14 protein-coding genes, 1 pseudogene and 1 riboswitch are annotated in these 14,241 nt (G+C 61.9%); of the genes and pseudogenes, 2 read left to right on the top strand and 13 right to left on the bottom strand.

Annotated elements, in window-relative coordinates:
* Nucleotides 1–463: 463 nt before the first annotated feature.
* From AC0V8S_RS16875 to AC0V8S_RS16845, 7 genes are all read right to left on the bottom strand, one after another.
* The gene (locus tag AC0V8S_RS16875; RefSeq protein ID WP_475438431.1) at nucleotides 464–1,159 is read right to left on the bottom strand and encodes a methyltransferase family protein; all 696 of its coding nucleotides are present in this window, start codon (nucleotides 1,157–1,159) and stop codon (nucleotides 464–466) included.
* 172 nt (nucleotides 1,160–1,331) lie between these two features.
* Entirely contained in the window at nucleotides 1,332–2,348 is a 1,017-nt protein-coding gene (locus AC0V8S_RS16870; RefSeq protein WP_475438430.1) for an ABC transporter substrate-binding protein, read from the bottom strand.
* Complete coding sequence (locus AC0V8S_RS16865; RefSeq protein WP_183461077.1) at nucleotides 2,341–3,108, bottom strand: ABC transporter ATP-binding protein; 768 nt, start codon at nucleotides 3,106–3,108, stop codon at nucleotides 2,341–2,343. The genes AC0V8S_RS16870 and AC0V8S_RS16865 overlap by 8 nt, the downstream gene beginning before the upstream one ends.
* Complete coding sequence (locus AC0V8S_RS16860; protein WP_475438429.1) at nucleotides 3,105–3,926, bottom strand: ABC transporter permease; 822 nt, start codon at nucleotides 3,924–3,926, stop codon at nucleotides 3,105–3,107. Before AC0V8S_RS16860 ends, AC0V8S_RS16865 begins: the two co-directional genes overlap by 4 nt.
* A 35-nt stretch (nucleotides 3,927–3,961) precedes the next feature.
* The gene (locus AC0V8S_RS16855; RefSeq protein ID WP_183461081.1) at nucleotides 3,962–4,570 is read right to left on the bottom strand and encodes a YkoF family thiamine/hydroxymethylpyrimidine-binding protein; all 609 of its coding nucleotides are present in this window, start codon (nucleotides 4,568–4,570) and stop codon (nucleotides 3,962–3,964) included.
* Nucleotides 4,561–4,673, bottom strand: a riboswitch (TPP riboswitch). (Overlaps the previous gene by 10 nt.)
* Nucleotides 4,674–4,958: 285 nt before the next feature.
* Complete coding sequence (gene msrA / locus AC0V8S_RS16850) at nucleotides 4,959–5,477, bottom strand: peptide-methionine (S)-S-oxide reductase MsrA (protein WP_183461084.1); 519 nt, start codon at nucleotides 5,475–5,477, stop codon at nucleotides 4,959–4,961.
* 175 nt (nucleotides 5,478–5,652) lie between these two features.
* Complete coding sequence (locus AC0V8S_RS16845) at nucleotides 5,653–7,200, bottom strand: glycosyltransferase family 39 protein (RefSeq protein ID WP_475438428.1); 1,548 nt, start codon at nucleotides 7,198–7,200, stop codon at nucleotides 5,653–5,655.
* A 199-nt stretch (nucleotides 7,201–7,399) separates the two neighbouring features.
* Between AC0V8S_RS16845 and AC0V8S_RS16840 the strand changes: the two genes are divergently transcribed.
* Nucleotides 7,400–8,107: a hypothetical protein gene (locus AC0V8S_RS16840; RefSeq protein ID WP_183461087.1), complete on the top strand. Its 708-nt coding sequence runs from the start codon at nucleotides 7,400–7,402 to the stop codon at nucleotides 8,105–8,107.
* Between the two features lie 165 nt (nucleotides 8,108–8,272).
* Here the strand turns inward: AC0V8S_RS16840 and AC0V8S_RS16835 are convergent, their stop codons facing one another.
* The 6 genes and pseudogenes from AC0V8S_RS16835 to AC0V8S_RS16810 form a co-directional block, all read right to left on the bottom strand.
* Nucleotides 8,273–8,743: a GNAT family N-acetyltransferase gene (locus tag AC0V8S_RS16835; RefSeq protein ID WP_475438427.1), complete on the bottom strand. Its 471-nt coding sequence runs from the start codon at nucleotides 8,741–8,743 to the stop codon at nucleotides 8,273–8,275.
* Between the two features lie 1,379 nt (nucleotides 8,744–10,122).
* Nucleotides 10,123–10,404 (bottom strand): annotated as a pseudogene (locus tag AC0V8S_RS16830) (hypothetical protein); the annotation flags it as partial.
* Between the two features lie 103 nt (nucleotides 10,405–10,507).
* On the bottom strand, nucleotides 10,508–10,702 hold the full coding sequence (locus tag AC0V8S_RS16825; RefSeq protein ID WP_475438426.1) for a hypothetical protein: 195 nt from the start codon (nucleotides 10,700–10,702) through the stop codon (nucleotides 10,508–10,510).
* Nucleotides 10,687–10,926 (bottom strand): ABC transporter permease, encoded by a 240-nt coding sequence (locus AC0V8S_RS16820; protein ID WP_475438425.1) that lies wholly within the window; start codon nucleotides 10,924–10,926, stop codon nucleotides 10,687–10,689. Before AC0V8S_RS16820 ends, AC0V8S_RS16825 begins: the two co-directional genes overlap by 16 nt.
* A gap of 198 nt (nucleotides 10,927–11,124) precedes the next feature.
* On the bottom strand, nucleotides 11,125–11,877 hold the full coding sequence (locus tag AC0V8S_RS16815) for a glycoside hydrolase family 108 protein (protein WP_475438424.1): 753 nt from the start codon (nucleotides 11,875–11,877) through the stop codon (nucleotides 11,125–11,127).
* A 185-nt stretch (nucleotides 11,878–12,062) separates the two neighbouring features.
* Entirely contained in the window at nucleotides 12,063–12,788 is a 726-nt protein-coding gene (locus tag AC0V8S_RS16810) for a hypothetical protein (protein WP_475438423.1), read from the bottom strand.
* Between the two features lie 180 nt (nucleotides 12,789–12,968).
* Here AC0V8S_RS16810 and AC0V8S_RS16805 point away from each other — a divergent pair, with 180 nt between their 5' ends.
* Entirely contained in the window at nucleotides 12,969–14,237 is a 1,269-nt protein-coding gene (locus AC0V8S_RS16805; RefSeq protein ID WP_475438422.1) for a glycosyltransferase, read from the top strand.
* Nucleotides 14,238–14,241 lie beyond the last annotated feature (4 nt).

Genomic DNA, 14,241 nt, shown 5'->3' with positions numbered 1-14,241 from the left:
CTCTCCTGTTGTCGTTGCGCTAAGGCAGCCGGCGCACAGCCGATTGCTGTCGCAACTACGCAACAGACGAGCTTCAGTTTCAAATCGACGGATGCCTGTGCAGTTAATGGTATCTATTTAAAAAATACAGAAACTATAAGCATAATAAAACTATACTACATATGTAGAAAATATTTTTCCTGCAACATATACATCACCGACATATTTGCAAATATATGAATAAAAACGATTTTTAAGGGCCGCCGACTCCCGGTTGCTGGCAGGCCTCTCTGCTTGGTGCATAGCGCGAAGATCGGACGTCAATCACCGATCAAAGGCATCGGATCCCAAAGGCCGTCAAACACTGATGGCCGTACCTGCCACCAACCTGGAGGGGTGACCAGCCCAGCAGCGACCTATGTCAAGGCAAACGATCCAGTTGGCGCTTTGGAAGCGCTGTTAGCCAATCCCAAGCCAGATGCCCTCAGAATATCCGGTAGAACAGCCTGTAGTGCACACGCTCCATGTAAGCGCGATACTCCGGCTCGGCGGCCAGCAGGGCCTCCTCGCGCAGGATACGATACAGCTGCAGATAGGTGATGACCGCATAGACTGCGAGGTTGTGGAAGGAAAAGGCCGAGAGCAGATAGAGCACATGGCCGGCAAGGTAGCCCGCATAGATCGGGTGCCGCACAATCCTGTAGGCGCCGCCTGTCATCACGCCGCGATTGCCGGGCAGGATGGCGAAGGAACGGCCCAGCGATATCTTACCCCAAATAACGAACAACAGCGCAACAAACTGCAGCGGCGCGGCGAAATAGACCGGAACAAGCGCCACGCCAGGCTGGAGGCTGATCAGCGCAACCCCGAAACTGGCGGTCACGGAGACGATGACCGTAAGCGGATTCCAGTCACGCGTCACCGGACGCCGCGACAGAAGCAGCCAAGTGAAAGTGAGTATCTCGGAAATCGCCACCAGCGCGGCGTTGAGCCGGGTCGGATCCTCCACGACCTGATAGACGCCGCGATAGACGAACAGCCCCGCACAGGCCAGCGCACAGAGGCGAAAGAAGCCTTCGCGCAGGTCGACCAGTATGTCATGCCTTCGCGCGGCGGAGAAAAATCCACCCTCATTGTTATGCGAAAACGCTTCACTTTTTGACGTGAGCAACGCGAGCACCCCGATGATCCCTCGAAGGGACCATTGCATGCAACCATTGCCGGGCGGTTAACCGGAGAGATCGCAATGGTATCAAACGGAGTGACGCCTCCGAAAGCATACGGGGGCAGGACGCCCCCGTACGCCAAGCCAACGGAGTAGGCCGGGCGCTACTGGTGATGCGTATCCAACCTCACCCCAAGTTCAGATTTTCGAAATACTTCGCGAAATCAGGGCGTTGCGCCAGAATCTTACCATCAGCATCGCGCAAGATGCCGGCGGTGAAGAGGTAGTCGCCGATCGCGTCCATCTTGGCCGGATCCATCGTGCCGATGGCGCCGTTTTCTGTGCGCAGGTAGTGGCCGTCGATCAGCGCCTTCAGCGACGCCTCGATCAATGCCGGGTTGGTCAGGGCATCCTTGTTGGCGGCGACCAGCAGCGCGGCGGCTTCCCCGGGATGATCGACGGTGAACTGATAGCCGCGTCGCGTTGCCTGGACAAAAGCTGACGCCAGTGCCGGGTTTGCCTGCAGATACGCTTCGCTCGACGAGATCAGCGTCGTGTGCTCGTCGGGCACGCCATAATCGGCATAGACGAAGCTGCGCTGCTTGATGCCTTTGAGTTCGGCCTCGACGCCCTCCCAGGTCGAGACCTCGAGCGTGAAGTCGACCGAGCCGTTGGCCAACGCTTCATAGGCGGAGGTGCCGAGCGTCACCGTCTCGAAATTGCCCTTGCCGCCATCGTGGCGGATGATGGTCGAGATCAGCGCGTTTTCCCAGGCGCTGCCGAAACCGCCATAGGTCAGGCCGTCAAGATCTTTCGGGCTTTTAATCTCGCTGCGCGCTGCATTGAAGACCACGCGGCCGGTTTCCGACTGCACCACGGCATAGACGGCCTTCAGATCGGCCCCGGCAGTCCTCTGGGTGAACAGGCTGATTGTGCCGTTGATGCCGAAATCGGCGACGCGGTTGGCGACCAGCGTGCCGGCGCCGGTATCGCTGTAGGGCAGGATGTCGACCTCGAGGCCGGCCTCGCGATAGAACCCCTTGTCGCGGGCGACGAACAGCCCGATGTGGTTGGTGTTGACCGTCCAGTCCAGCGCGACGCTGACTTTTTGCGTGGCCGCGAAGGAGCGGTTCGATCCAGCGATCAGCGGAAATCCGCTGGCAAGGGTGAGCAGCAAGGCCTGCCGGCGCGTCAAGTCAGTCATGGTCATGTCCTTTGGATGGTTGCGGGTTGAGCAAAATGTCGAGAATCTCGGCCTCGAGTGCGCCGGCCTGCTGCGCGGCGGCGCCGGTTGGATCGCGGGGGCGCGGCAACGGCACTCCGATTTCACGCAGCACACGGGCCGGGCGCGCCGACAGCACATAGATGCGGTCGGACAGGAACACGGCCTCGCGCACATCATGGGTGATCAGCAGCGCGGTCCAGCGATGGTGCCGCCACATCTGCTCGAGCCAGCGCTGCATGGCCGCGCGGGTCAGCGCGTCGAGCGCGCCGAACGGCTCGTCGAGCAAAAGCATATCGCGCTCCTGCACCACCGTGCGCAGCAATGCCGCGCGCTGGCGCATGCCGCCCGAAAGCTGTGCCGGGAAATGCCGCTCGAAGCCGGCAAGCCCGAACTCGGCAAACAGCGGCGCGACACGCGCCCGCGCCGCTTTGCGTCTGACGCCTTGCACTTCGAGCCCGAGCGTCGCGTTGTCGAGGATGCGCCGCCACGGCATCAGCGCGTCGCGCTGCGGCATGAAGGCGAAATGCCTGCCATGGTCGTCGAGCGGCGCACCGTCGAACAACATCTCGCCCTCGCCATGCTCGGCACCCGTCAGGAGCTGGAACAGCGTCGACTTGCCGGCGCCCGACGGCCCAAGGATCGAGACGAATTCGCCGGCGCCGACGCTGAGCGAAATATCGGCGAGCACGTCGAGCCCGCCAAACGCTTTGTGCACATGCCGCAATTCGAGCCGGCTCATCCCTGCGCCCCCTTCCCTGCCGGCTGCCGGCCGGCCCGTTCCCAGGGCATGGCGAGGCGCTGCAAGAGCACCGTCAGCCCGAACAGGATCAGCGTGAGCGCGGCACTGACGCCGACAGCGGCCAGAACCAGATCGGGGCGGAAATTGTTCTTGGCGTTGAGCATGTAGATGCCCAGCCCCTTCGCCGCGCCGGCATATTCGGCGAAGATCGCGCCGACCACGGCATAGGTGATGGAGATCCTCAAGCCGGCGAAGAAATAGGGCAGCGCCGAAGGCAGCCGTGCCAGCACGAAGACGCGCCAGCGCCCTGCCCCCATGGCCCGCAACATCTGGCCGATCTCGACCTCGGTCGCCTCGTAGCCCTGTACCAGAGCCACCAGCATCGGGAAGAAGGTGACCAGCGCCACCAGCATGATCTTCGGCGCCAGCCCGAAGCCGAACCACAGCACCACCAGCGGCGCGATGGCCACCAGCGGCAAGGTCTGGCTGACGATGAAGACGGGAAACAGCGCGCGCCGCAGCGGCTGGAAGAAGTCGACCAACATCGACAGCGCGAAGGCGGCGCCGAGCGAGCAGGCAAAGCCGATCAGTGTGGCGCGGATGGTGGGAATGGCGTTGTCGATCAGCGCGTCGCGATTGAGCGTCGCCTGTTCGAAGACGCGTGACGGCGCCGGCAGAATCGTCGGCTTGATGCCGGAATAGGTGGCGTAGATCTCCCACGCCACAAGCAGCAACCCGACCGAGATGACGGCGGGTACAGCCTTGGCAAGGGAACCCACGAGCGGGCGCGACGCGACTGATGATGACACCACGGGCATAACCTTTGACGGGGTCGCGCCGAAGCGCGGCCGGCTTAGACAGCCGACGGGCTGTTGGCCGAAACCGTGACGTCGAGGGTTACGTGCCCGGCGCCTGGCCCGAAGCGGCAGAAAGCTTCGTTCAGTGCCGAAAAGATCGCGCCCGTATCACCGCGCAGTTTGGTGCAGAAATTCTTGGAGCGATCGTAGACGCCGGACTGTTTCAGGAAATCGATGCAGCCATAAATCTCGTCCATGTGGTCGCCGGCGCCCATCACATAGAGCGAGAATTGCGCCGCCGCCGGCTGGCCGGTGGCAGCAGCTTTGCGCACGGCGGTGATGGCGGCTTCCTTGCGTGGGCCGAGCGGCCCGACAGGTCCGCCAAACGCGTCGGAGCGGCAGATCGGATCGTCCGGCTCGCCCGGGCAGCCGCGCGAAATGGCCGCCGACAGCACGCAATGCTTGCCGCTCCGCGCCGCCGCCACGAACAGGTCGCGCAGCGCCGGGAACAACACTTCGGGCGGCCCGACCAGCAAGGTCGAGATGTCGTCGGTCTCGATCCTGAGCCTGTCCCGGTAGGGATCGAGCGCGCCGAGCGCGCCCAGGATGACGCCGACGAAATCGTCGGCCATGGGATATAGGGAAATCTGTGCGCCTGAAAACATAGCCCGCCTCGCTCCGCTGGTATTACCCAGATCAGCTTCTAGGGTCTATGGGCTTGCCGCCCCCGTCTCAGCCCGACCGTACGGAGCACCCCTGTGGATGGGCGCGTTAAAGCACCATTCGAACCGAAGGGGAAGCCGTTTTTTCAGCGCACCGCGCCAAAAGCATTGCACCAGATCTGGGTGGCGGCGGGTCGATCACTGGAGACCCGAGCAAGCCGGCTTCGCCCAACACCGTCGATCCGGCAGCAAGCACCACCTCCACCACACCGGGCGACATGAACTCCGATGCAAGCAAGTCATCGCCATAAACGAAGAAAAGCCGCGGGGCATCCGCCCCGCGGCTTTCTTTGTTTCGACATCGCTTCCCAACGATGCGTTTCGCCAAACGTCAGGACGCGGCCTTCTCACGCACCGGCAGCTTCCAGCCCGGCCTGACGAAATGGCAGGTGTAGCCGTTGGGATATTTCTCCAGATAATCCTGATGCTCGGGCTCGGCCTCCCAGAAGGCGCCGGCCGGCGCGACTTCGGTGACGACCTTGCCAGGCCACAGGCCGGAGGCATCGACATCGGCGATGGTGTCTTCGGCCACGTGCTTTTGCTCGTCGCTGGTATAGTAGATCGCCGAACGGTAGCTCATCCCGACATCGTTGCCCTGGCGGTTGCGCGTCGTCGGATCGTGGATCTGGAAAAAGCGCTCCAGCAGCGTGCGATAGCTGATCACGGCCGGATCGAAATTGATCTCGATGGCTTCGGCATGAGTGCCGTGATTGCGGTAGGTGGCGTTTGGCACATCGCCGCCGCTATAGCCGACACGGGTGGAGATGACGCCGGGATAGCGCCGTATCAGATCCTGCATGCCCCAGAAACAACCACCGGCAAGCACTGCGCGTTCGATCGAAGTCGCCATGTCACGTCTCCTCAAAAGGCAATTCCATTCGCGTAGCGGTTTCCCGTCCGGAATTGCGCAGACAAAATTGGATTTCCCAATAAATGGGCATTGTCGCCTGCTTCGTCCAGTCGCATGGAGACGAACGCAGCCATGCGCGAACGATATTACGACGCGGCTAAGGGATCGAACCGCTTCAATTACGCGGATGCCGGGTCCGGCTGTCGGCGTCAAGCGGCAGATACCGCGTGCCAGGCGGAATGGCGGCAAAGCTGATTGCCACAGGCGGCGCCGTGCGCGACCAGTTGAAAAGAACGGTCTTGACCGGCAGGTTGCCCAGCCATGTCCGCAACTGCGGCGGCATGCCATGCCCAGGCCAAACCATCAGCATGCCGTGGTCGCGCAAGCGCTGCCTGGTGATCCAGGGCGCGAACCGGGTATCGAGGTCGGTGAAGATCGACGGCTTGTCATAGGCATTGAGGCCCGCGAGCATGGCCAATTGGGTATCGCCGCCGACAATGTCGAGCCGGCCGGGCGCGGCCGCATGCCAAACCGCCTCGGCCTCGTCCGAGATCGGCTGCGCCGGCCAGCAGACGGCGTCGAGGCGCCCCCGCACATTGCAGCCCGTCCAGCGGAGGGTCGCATAGGCGCCCGACATGGTGACGATGCAGAGGAAGGCACAGATCGCCAGCCTTCGCATCTCGATGGCGCCGAGCCGGTGGCCGAGAAAGGCGAGCACCGTAACACCGACAAGATTGTACATCGGCGCCCCCCAGGACTCGCCGGTGCCGGTGAACAACGAGGCCACCATGATCAGGGTCGCCGGCCCAAGCCCCATCCACACGAGATAGACCAGAATGCCGCGTTCGACGGGAGCTTCCGGAGCGGGCGAGCGCCGCAGCAGCCCCGATATCGCCAGCACCAGGAGGAAGCCTGAGAGCCCGGCCAGTTGGACGCCGATATAGTAGAGGCGCGCGCGGTGTTCGGTTACCCACACGTCACGGTCGGCAAAATAGGTCAATGGCAAGAAGTCGATGCGGTAGAGCGCGATGGCCAGCGGCGCCGCAACGGCGAGAAAAACGGCAAGGCCGAGCCATGGCCAAGGCGTCGCCAGCCGGCTGCGCGCGCGCGCGTCGGACAGCAGCCATAGGGCGCCAAAGGCGAGCAGCAGGCCGGTGGAGAACTTGGCATAGAGCCCGACGCCCGACACCAGCCCAAGCGCCAGCCACCAGCCAGGCCCGCCACCACGGCCGGCGCGCCAAAGCAGCCAGCAGATGGCCGCCCAGAACGGCATCTGCGCATAGTCATGATTGAATTGCGGGGTCGGCCAGCCGAAGAAATAGACCGAGGGCATCAAAAGCACGGCAGCCAGCGCCCGGCGTTGCCCGAGCATGTCGCGGGCCAGCAGATAGACCAGGATGAAGGTCGACGAAATCGTCAGCTGGGCGAGCAGATATTGCGGCCAGTGGAACGATCCGGTCAGAAGATGGCTGATTTCGAGAAGCCAGCCCGGAAGCTGCGGGTGCTTGTAGGTCAAAAGCACCCATTCGCGGCCCCACATGAAACCTTCCACGACATCGCCAGGCGGCGCGGGGTCGATCAGTGCCGGCACCACCGTCCAGCACAGGATCTGCACCAGGCACAGAAGCGCGAGCAAATACCAGGGATGGCGAAGCAGGCCGGGCCAGACCGATGACGAGTCGAGGCCGGTGGCAGTCAGCCCCGCCGGCGCCCAACCATCCATGGAGTCGTCTATTCCCACCATGCGGCGCTTAAACCACATCGTCCGGTTTGCCGAACAGCCCCAACCTCAAAGCTTACGAAAAAGTATACTTGCTGGCCATTGCAAGACCAAGATTGAGCGGGAGTTTCGGCGCTCCGTTGACTTCCCCCGGCAGAACAAGCCCGCCCATCTGATCCTGTCTGAACATCCCGGATATTCGATGCGTCACCAGCATGCCGTCATCCACCACCGCGCGCTCGACTTCTGGCTGGCGCGTGCGGCCGTCCTCGTCATCATCTGTCTGCAGCTCCTGGTGATCAACGATCTTTCGTTTGGCCCCCGCTGGCTGGCGCCGGCGCTCGAGGCCACCCTGCTCGTGCCTCTGTCCGTCGCCACCGCCTGGACACAGGTCGCCACCCTGAAAGCGATCGAGGAAGAGCACTGGTACCTGGTCGGCCGGTTTCGCGTCATGATCCGCAGGACGGCGCTGGTGATGACCGGCGTCGTCAGCGTCATGAATTGCGGTTCACTGGTGTTCCTGGTGCGCGCGCTGCTGGCAGGCCATGCCGGCTCCAGCGGCCAGACGCTGCTGATCGACGCGCTCAATATCTGGGTCACCAATGTCATCGTCTTTGCCCTGTGGTTCTGGAGCACCGACCGCGGCGGGCCGCCGACCTGCGGCCTCGTCAAACGCGCCCAATCCGATTTCCTGTTCCCGCAAATGACCTTGAACGACCGCGAGATCCGCGACTGGCTGCCTGGCTTCGTCGACTATTTCTTCCTCGCTTTCACCAATGCGACGGCGTTTTCGCCGACCGACACCTTGCCGCTCTCCCAGCGCGCCAAGCTTTTGATGATGGCCGAGGCGATGATCTCGCTGCTGACGATCGCACTGGTCGCGGCCCGTGCCGTCAACATCCTCGCCTAAGGTGCGTTGAGATTCAGGCATGAAAACAAAAACCTAAAGCGCGTCGCCCGAATCCGTTCAAAACGCGATGCGCGTTAGGCCCAGAAACGCAAAATAGCCCGCCCAACGAGCGGGCTATTGGATGGTCTGCGACGGTCTCGAAGCTGGAGCGGACGGACGATCCCCTCAATCCGCGCCGAGGTCGCGTTCGAACACCACCTGGTCGCGCAGCGGAATGCCATTCACAGCCGAGCCTTCGGGGTAACCGGTCGACGGCCCGAACGCATCCTGCACGATGCGAAACATCCGAAAGCCCTGTCTCTGGTAAAATCGCAGATTGCCGATATCGGCCGCCGCGGTCGAAACGATCAGGCGCCGGCCGTAGCGCTCTCGACAGCGGGTGATTGCCGCCGCGACGAGGGCACGCCCCAACCCCTCGCTCTGCCTTGCCGGACGGACCGCCAGGCTCTTGAGTTCGAAGACCCCGCCCTCGCCTGTCTCGATGAGCTGCACATGGCCGACGATCCTGTTTCCATCCCGCGCGACCAGCACCTCGCCCTTGTCGATATAGCCGGAAACCTGCGTGGGAGAATCGTCGGCAAGGGTAAACAGCGGCAGCAATATTTCGCGGTCCCCGTCATATCGTTCAATCTGCATCCGTAAGCCCAGGCTGGATTAATGCCGCCGCGAGTTCGGCAGCCTTGCTCCGGGATATAGCAGCGGCCGGTCAGGCGCCACAAACGCAAAAAGCCCGCCCCGGCGTGAGCCGAGGCGGGCTTTGGGTCGATCGAGCCGGCCGGTACGGATTTTCGACGCCGGGCAAGCCTGGAGCTATTCCTCGGAAGCTGCTCTGAACTTCCGCACGATCACTTCGAACAAAATATCCGAAATCCACATCGCAGACACGCCGATCAGGAAGGCGGCGGCAAGCGTCCGAAGGGCAATTGGTGGTGGCTTCACCTCGATCGAACGTCGGTTGCTCCTCGCCTGGATGCCTTCGCAGTCAGGACTGCATGTGAAGAATACTGGCCGTCGATCGCGCCCCGCCGCGTGCAATCTGTCATTCAAACCAGCCAAACGTAACGCTAACCACCAAGACCGCGATCAAGATTGAGAGCGGCACCGCCATGAACAGCCCAGCTTCTAAAAATCGGGTTTCCTTGTCACTGAACATTAGGCATGCCTCATTAAGCTTCGCTCAGATAGAAGCTGCGAAGCCTGTTTCAGTTCCGAATGCCGGCGCCCTGCGATCCACGAGCGATCTGGCTAAACATGGTTGCCTGGAGAGCGAAATCAGTTCGGTTTCCCCAATGATGCCGGCCATCTATTTTGCAATGATACGGGAGGCCAGCGCATCATTCGATTGGTGCTCCATTCCGCCCTAACCAGGGCGCGGGGGGCTTCCGAAGCAAATTAGCGCGCCCAAATGCTGGTGTTCCCGGAGACGCGACAAGGCCCCAATACGAAAAGCCCGCCGGCCGGAGCCAGCGCGCCTTGCCCTTCCTTCGTTCGCATGTTTCGCTGATATGAGCAGGGGTGCATCATCTTCGCCAGTCGGCGCTGCCATCCTCAAGGCCCTGCCGGTCAGGCCCAGTGGCCTTCCGCTGCCAGTCCCCTCTAGCAACCAAGCCGCTGGGCCGCAGGTGACGTGATTTGCGCCTCATATGCGGCATGAAGGCGCCGAACAGAAGGTGTTGCTCGATGCTCCGGACTGACAATGGCGCGGCGCTCAGGCTTTCAGATTTTGCCGATCCTAACGACGCAGTGATTGCCGCAATCGAACTCTATGGGCCGGAAGCGCAGACCGCAGCGGCCTACTGTGCCATGGAAGCACACTTCGCCGGGCGACTGGCCGATTTCCGCCTCTGGTGCGAAGTCTTTCGCGTCTTCAAAACCAGATTCCATTGAGAGGCACATATATCTGGGCCTAAGGCCGCCCCGGCCATCAGCGCGTTCGCGCCGCGCAGCCTGCCGGGAAGATAACGAAGCAACCATCCGCGGCCTTTCAGTCCTCCGTCGCTGGCCTGAACTTCCGCAACCTCGAACAGAATATCCGATATCCACATGGCGCAGACGCCGATGAGAAAAGCAGCCGCCAGCGTCGTGGTGTCGTCATTGGCCAGCGGCAGGCCCGTGGCGCGGGAATATTGGACCACGGGCAGCGTCAGATACGCGGCGGCGAGCGCACCGCAGATCGGCGACGCCACCATTTCGCGCAGCTTGTAGCGGTGCCGCGACAAAGCGCGCAGGACACCGCCGGCCAGACCGGCGACGACGACCGGTCCCTTGATGCCGAGCAGGTCGAAGACATCGTGCATCATTTCATCGCCCTCGCGATGAGGAAGCCGAAGACCGATCCGGCGCCGAAAATGACCAGCCCGGCAAGCAGCATGGCCGAGTCCAGCGGAAATGCGACAACGGTCATGGCTTCCACCCGCACAGTTTTTCGCCCTTGCGGTTGTGCGCCAGCAGCGCCTTGACCTCGGCGTCCGACAGCGCATCGACCGCGGCCGCCGACAGGCGCAGCGGGCTGGACACCCCGCAGAACCCGCCCTCGACGGTCGTGCAGCCGACCATCGCGACCAGGACGGACACCAGCATCAATCCCTTGCCCATGATTTGAGCTCCTTTCGCGCGGTGGCGGCCGGCAGCGCGCCGATATCGTTCTGGACCTGGTCGGCGATGTCGTGCGCCACGGCCTCGGCGGCGGCCTGCCGGGCACGCTCGCTGCGTTCGCCGGCAAGCCGCTGGCGAACACCCCAGCCGAGCGCCGCGAGGATGGCCGCACCGATGCCGAGAAGGGTCGGATTGCCAAGCAGGAAGGACAGCAGCGCGCTCATCGGTTTGGCTCATCCTTGACCAGATAGCCGATGGCGAAGACGGCGATTGGCAGAAGCGTCGCCCATGTCTGGCGTCGTACCAGGAAGGCCAGATGTTGCGCACGAAGACGCCGGAGACCGACACGACCGCGGCGGCGATGGTCGCGGCTGTGAGCTTGTTGGTCGGGCGGATGGTCGGCTGGGTTATGGTGGCCATAATCAGAATATCCCTTGCAAGGCGACGGCAATGTGGTGCCAGGCGGCGTAGACGATGAGCAGGCAGGCGGCGATGACACCGCCTGCCCTGGCGGCGACCGGAATTCCAGAACCGCTCGGCGCCGGCGACGCCGGCTCGGCCGTCGGCGCGTTGCCGTCGGGCGTTTCGACCTCGGGCGGCTGCGGGACCGGTCGCGGAAGCGGCTCGGGCATCGCAGGCTTTACGGGCGCTGGCACTGTCGCCGGGTCCGACATCAGCAAGGCCTGAGCCCGCACCGACCTGACTCGATCGGACCAGCCGCGCCCGAACGTCGCCCATGTCGGCAATCGCCGGAGAAACGCCAGCCGCGCATCGCAAAGCTGGTCGATGACGACGCCGGCCGGCCTTGCCCTGGCCGCCGCGAGCGTCGCTGGGCTGATGCGCCCGTCCTGCGGGACGCCGACGCTTGCCTGCAGGTATTTTGCCGCCCTGCCCGGTCCGCTGTTCACCGCGAAATCGAACACGGCATAGTCGACGCCATCCGGCAATTCGGCGCCGAGCACGGCATCCCAATAAAACCGCCGGTAGACGGTCGCGACCTGGTCATCGCCGATCGTCTTCAGATCGGCCTTGCTGGCATTGGCCTTCACATAGCGGCGTAAATTCGCCAGCGTCACACCCTTCATCGTGGCGCCGCCCGGATCGGCCGGATTGTCCGACCAGCCGCCTTCGGATTTCAAGACGAGCGAAAGCGCCCGCGCAAAGTTGCGGTCCATGGGAGTTCCTTTCGGATGGGGTTGGTTGTGGCTAAAGCCAAGGAGCGCCGAGAAGTCAGCGCGATGCTGATGGCCCGATTGTGTAGGGACCGGTGACTCTAGGTCAGGCCCCGGATTCTGGCGAATAAGCCTAGAGAACGCGAGCTGGCGTCAGGATGGGCTAGTCGCGGGTGGAGTCGCAATCCTTACGAAATCAGGCGCCTCAACCTCGAGGCCGAAGATCGCAAAAATTGAATTGCCGAAGACGGACGCCGCCAATTGTGCGCCGCATCAGCCACGTCAGCCGCTGCTATTTGCCAACGCTTTTCGTCGGCATAAGCCTCCAACTCACTGAAAAAGCTGGCGTCATAGAAGCGGAAACTCTCAGGTTTCCGAAACGCCTTAACGCCAGCGTTAAGGCGCCATTTTACACCGTCTTGCTTGCTGACGTCCACATGGTGCTCGGTTTCAATGACATGGCCCAGACGCTCTTCATCCAGCACCTCGCCTGGTGCAAAAAACGGGATGGTCGAACGCAGGACGCCGTGAGCGTCTGAGACCAGATCCTCGTACCGCACGAGAAGGCGCTCGGTCGGGAACTGTGCGTCCACCCACTTCGCCATGAACGCTGCCCAGCCGTCGGCTTTGTAGCGAGCAAAGGCTCGGAAACTTTCGACGGTGTCCTCGCCTACATCGCCGTCGTCTCGCAGATAGAGCTCGAAGTCAGAGATTGTGGCGGGCGTAAGCGCGCGGTATTGGACCAAATAAGGAACGCCCTCGACAATACGTCCAGACAGTTCGAAGTCATGGTATTTTGTGAAATTGACACCAGACTGAGTGCACGGGAAGGTGTGGCAGCAGGCCGGATCGTCTCGGTAAAAGAAGCAATACCTGAAGCTCTCACCAAAATAATTTTGGACAAGCCGCTCCATCAGATGATGGCCGCTCCGTGGCCAGCTTACGCCAGCGACATACCTCATTCCCACCATGAGCCCTCGAACGCATATAGATTCGGTCTAACCTGCGAGGTGACAGGTGTCTACCGGCTATCGGAAGTGGTCCAAGCCTTTATCTGAATTGCGGAGTGGCGCCGGCCGTGCTTAACGTGGACCATGATCCACGCCGACATCAGCGAATTTGTTTCAAACCCTATCGGAACCGGCATCCAGCGCACTATTCGCGCCATTTTCCGCCATTGGACGGACGGGTTGACGGCATGCTATTTTGACAAAGCGGCGAACAATTTGCGAGTCCTGACACCCGAAGCCTTGGCGGCTGTCCTAGACAATTCAAATGCAACAACTGCCGAAAAAGCAGACCGTGCGGCAAGATCGATAGCAGCGGCCCCAGGCACTCTCATCGGCGACGAAGCCTATGTCCTGATCCCTGAGTTGTTCTGGGATCAGGCACGTTGCGCGTTCTATAAAAAGCGCATTGAGCGCCACCCGTCGCGCTCCTTCGCTATTGTCTATGACCTTTTCCCATGGATGCATCCCAAGGACTTTGGTATCACTGACAGGACGCCATTCGAGCCGTATTTCAACCTGGTCTTTTCGATGGCCTACACCGCTCACATCAGCCAGGAGACCAAGGAAGCCTACGAGATTGCCGGTCGGCTACGAAGGCCCTGGCCACTGCCAATCCTTCATCTTGGCGCCGACGGCCTTTCCGTTGAGAAACAAACTTTCCACCCGAGCCGAAAAACCTTCGTATGCCTCGGATCGATCGAAGCGCGAAAGCGCCAAAGCGATGTCCTGATGGCCTTCGAAGACCTCTGGGACGAAGGCGTCGAAGTCGACTTAGTGTTTGTAGGCAAGTTGGTGGATCACGGTAACGCATCCCTCGGACCAGCGATCGAGGCGGCTAAGGAGAGGTATCCTCAGTTCTCGCACTATCCGGCCGCCTCAGACGAACAGTTGGCACAAATCCTATCCACCGCTCGCGCTACCATTTTGGCCAGCGCTCTTGAAGGTTATGGCATCCCGCCAGTTGAAAGCCTTTACGCCGGCATCCCCGTAATCGTGAGCGACGTCATGCCAAGCACGAGACGGTTGCAACCGTTGGGTCAAATTCGCATCGAGCCCAAACGCCCCGATCGGATCGCAGCGGCGGCAAGAAAAATGCTGGACAATGACGAAGCCCGCAGACTTTGGACTGAAGCGGCAAGCATCTCACTACCAACATGGCGCGACACCGCCCGACAGGTACGGGAATGGGCCACGCACATCGAGATAGTGCATTCTGCTATTGATCGCGACCTAGCCCGGCGCGATCCGATCCCCAAGTCAATGCCCCTAGCAGACATCAGGCCGATTGATCTCGATAAGGACGCTAGATTACAGGCTGAAGGCGCGCGTTGGCTACGCGAAGTGGCAACGTAGAGAC

Source organism: Mesorhizobium oxytropidicola, from assembly GCF_056174625.1.
The sequence above is the reverse complement of the archived record's forward strand: the minus strand, read 5'-3'. Positions and strand labels throughout refer to the sequence as shown.

Coding starts and splice junctions, on each gene's coding strand:
- AC0V8S_RS16870 (WP_475438430.1), bottom strand. CDS start 2,348: ATGACTGACTTGACGCGCCGGCAGGCCTTGCTGCTCACCCTTGCCAGC.
- AC0V8S_RS16865 (WP_183461077.1), bottom strand. CDS start 3,108: ATGAGCCGGCTCGAATTGCGGCATGTGCACAAAGCGTTTGGCGGGCTC.
- AC0V8S_RS16860 (WP_475438429.1), bottom strand. CDS start 3,926: ATGCCCGTGGTGTCATCATCAGTCGCGTCGCGCCCGCTCGTGGGTTCC.
- AC0V8S_RS16855 (WP_183461081.1), bottom strand. CDS start 4,570: ATGTTTTCAGGCGCACAGATTTCCCTATATCCCATGGCCGACGATTTC.
- msrA (WP_183461084.1), bottom strand. CDS start 5,477: ATGGCGACTTCGATCGAACGCGCAGTGCTTGCCGGTGGTTGTTTCTGG.
- AC0V8S_RS16845 (WP_475438428.1), bottom strand. CDS start 7,200: ATGGATGGTTGGGCGCCGGCGGGGCTGACTGCCACCGGCCTCGACTCG.
- AC0V8S_RS16840 (WP_183461087.1), top strand. CDS start 7,400: ATGCGTCACCAGCATGCCGTCATCCACCACCGCGCGCTCGACTTCTGG.
- AC0V8S_RS16835 (WP_475438427.1), bottom strand. CDS start 8,743: ATGCAGATTGAACGATATGACGGGGACCGCGAAATATTGCTGCCGCTG.
- AC0V8S_RS16825 (WP_475438426.1), bottom strand. CDS start 10,702: ATGGGCAAGGGATTGATGCTGGTGTCCGTCCTGGTCGCGATGGTCGGC.
- AC0V8S_RS16820 (WP_475438425.1), bottom strand. CDS start 10,926: ATGAGCGCGCTGCTGTCCTTCCTGCTTGGCAATCCGACCCTTCTCGGC.
- AC0V8S_RS16815 (WP_475438424.1), bottom strand. CDS start 11,877: ATGGACCGCAACTTTGCGCGGGCGCTTTCGCTCGTCTTGAAATCCGAA.
- AC0V8S_RS16810 (WP_475438423.1), bottom strand. CDS start 12,788: ATGGAGCGGCTTGTCCAAAATTATTTTGGTGAGAGCTTCAGGTATTGC.
- AC0V8S_RS16805 (WP_475438422.1), top strand. CDS start 12,969: ATGATCCACGCCGACATCAGCGAATTTGTTTCAAACCCTATCGGAACC.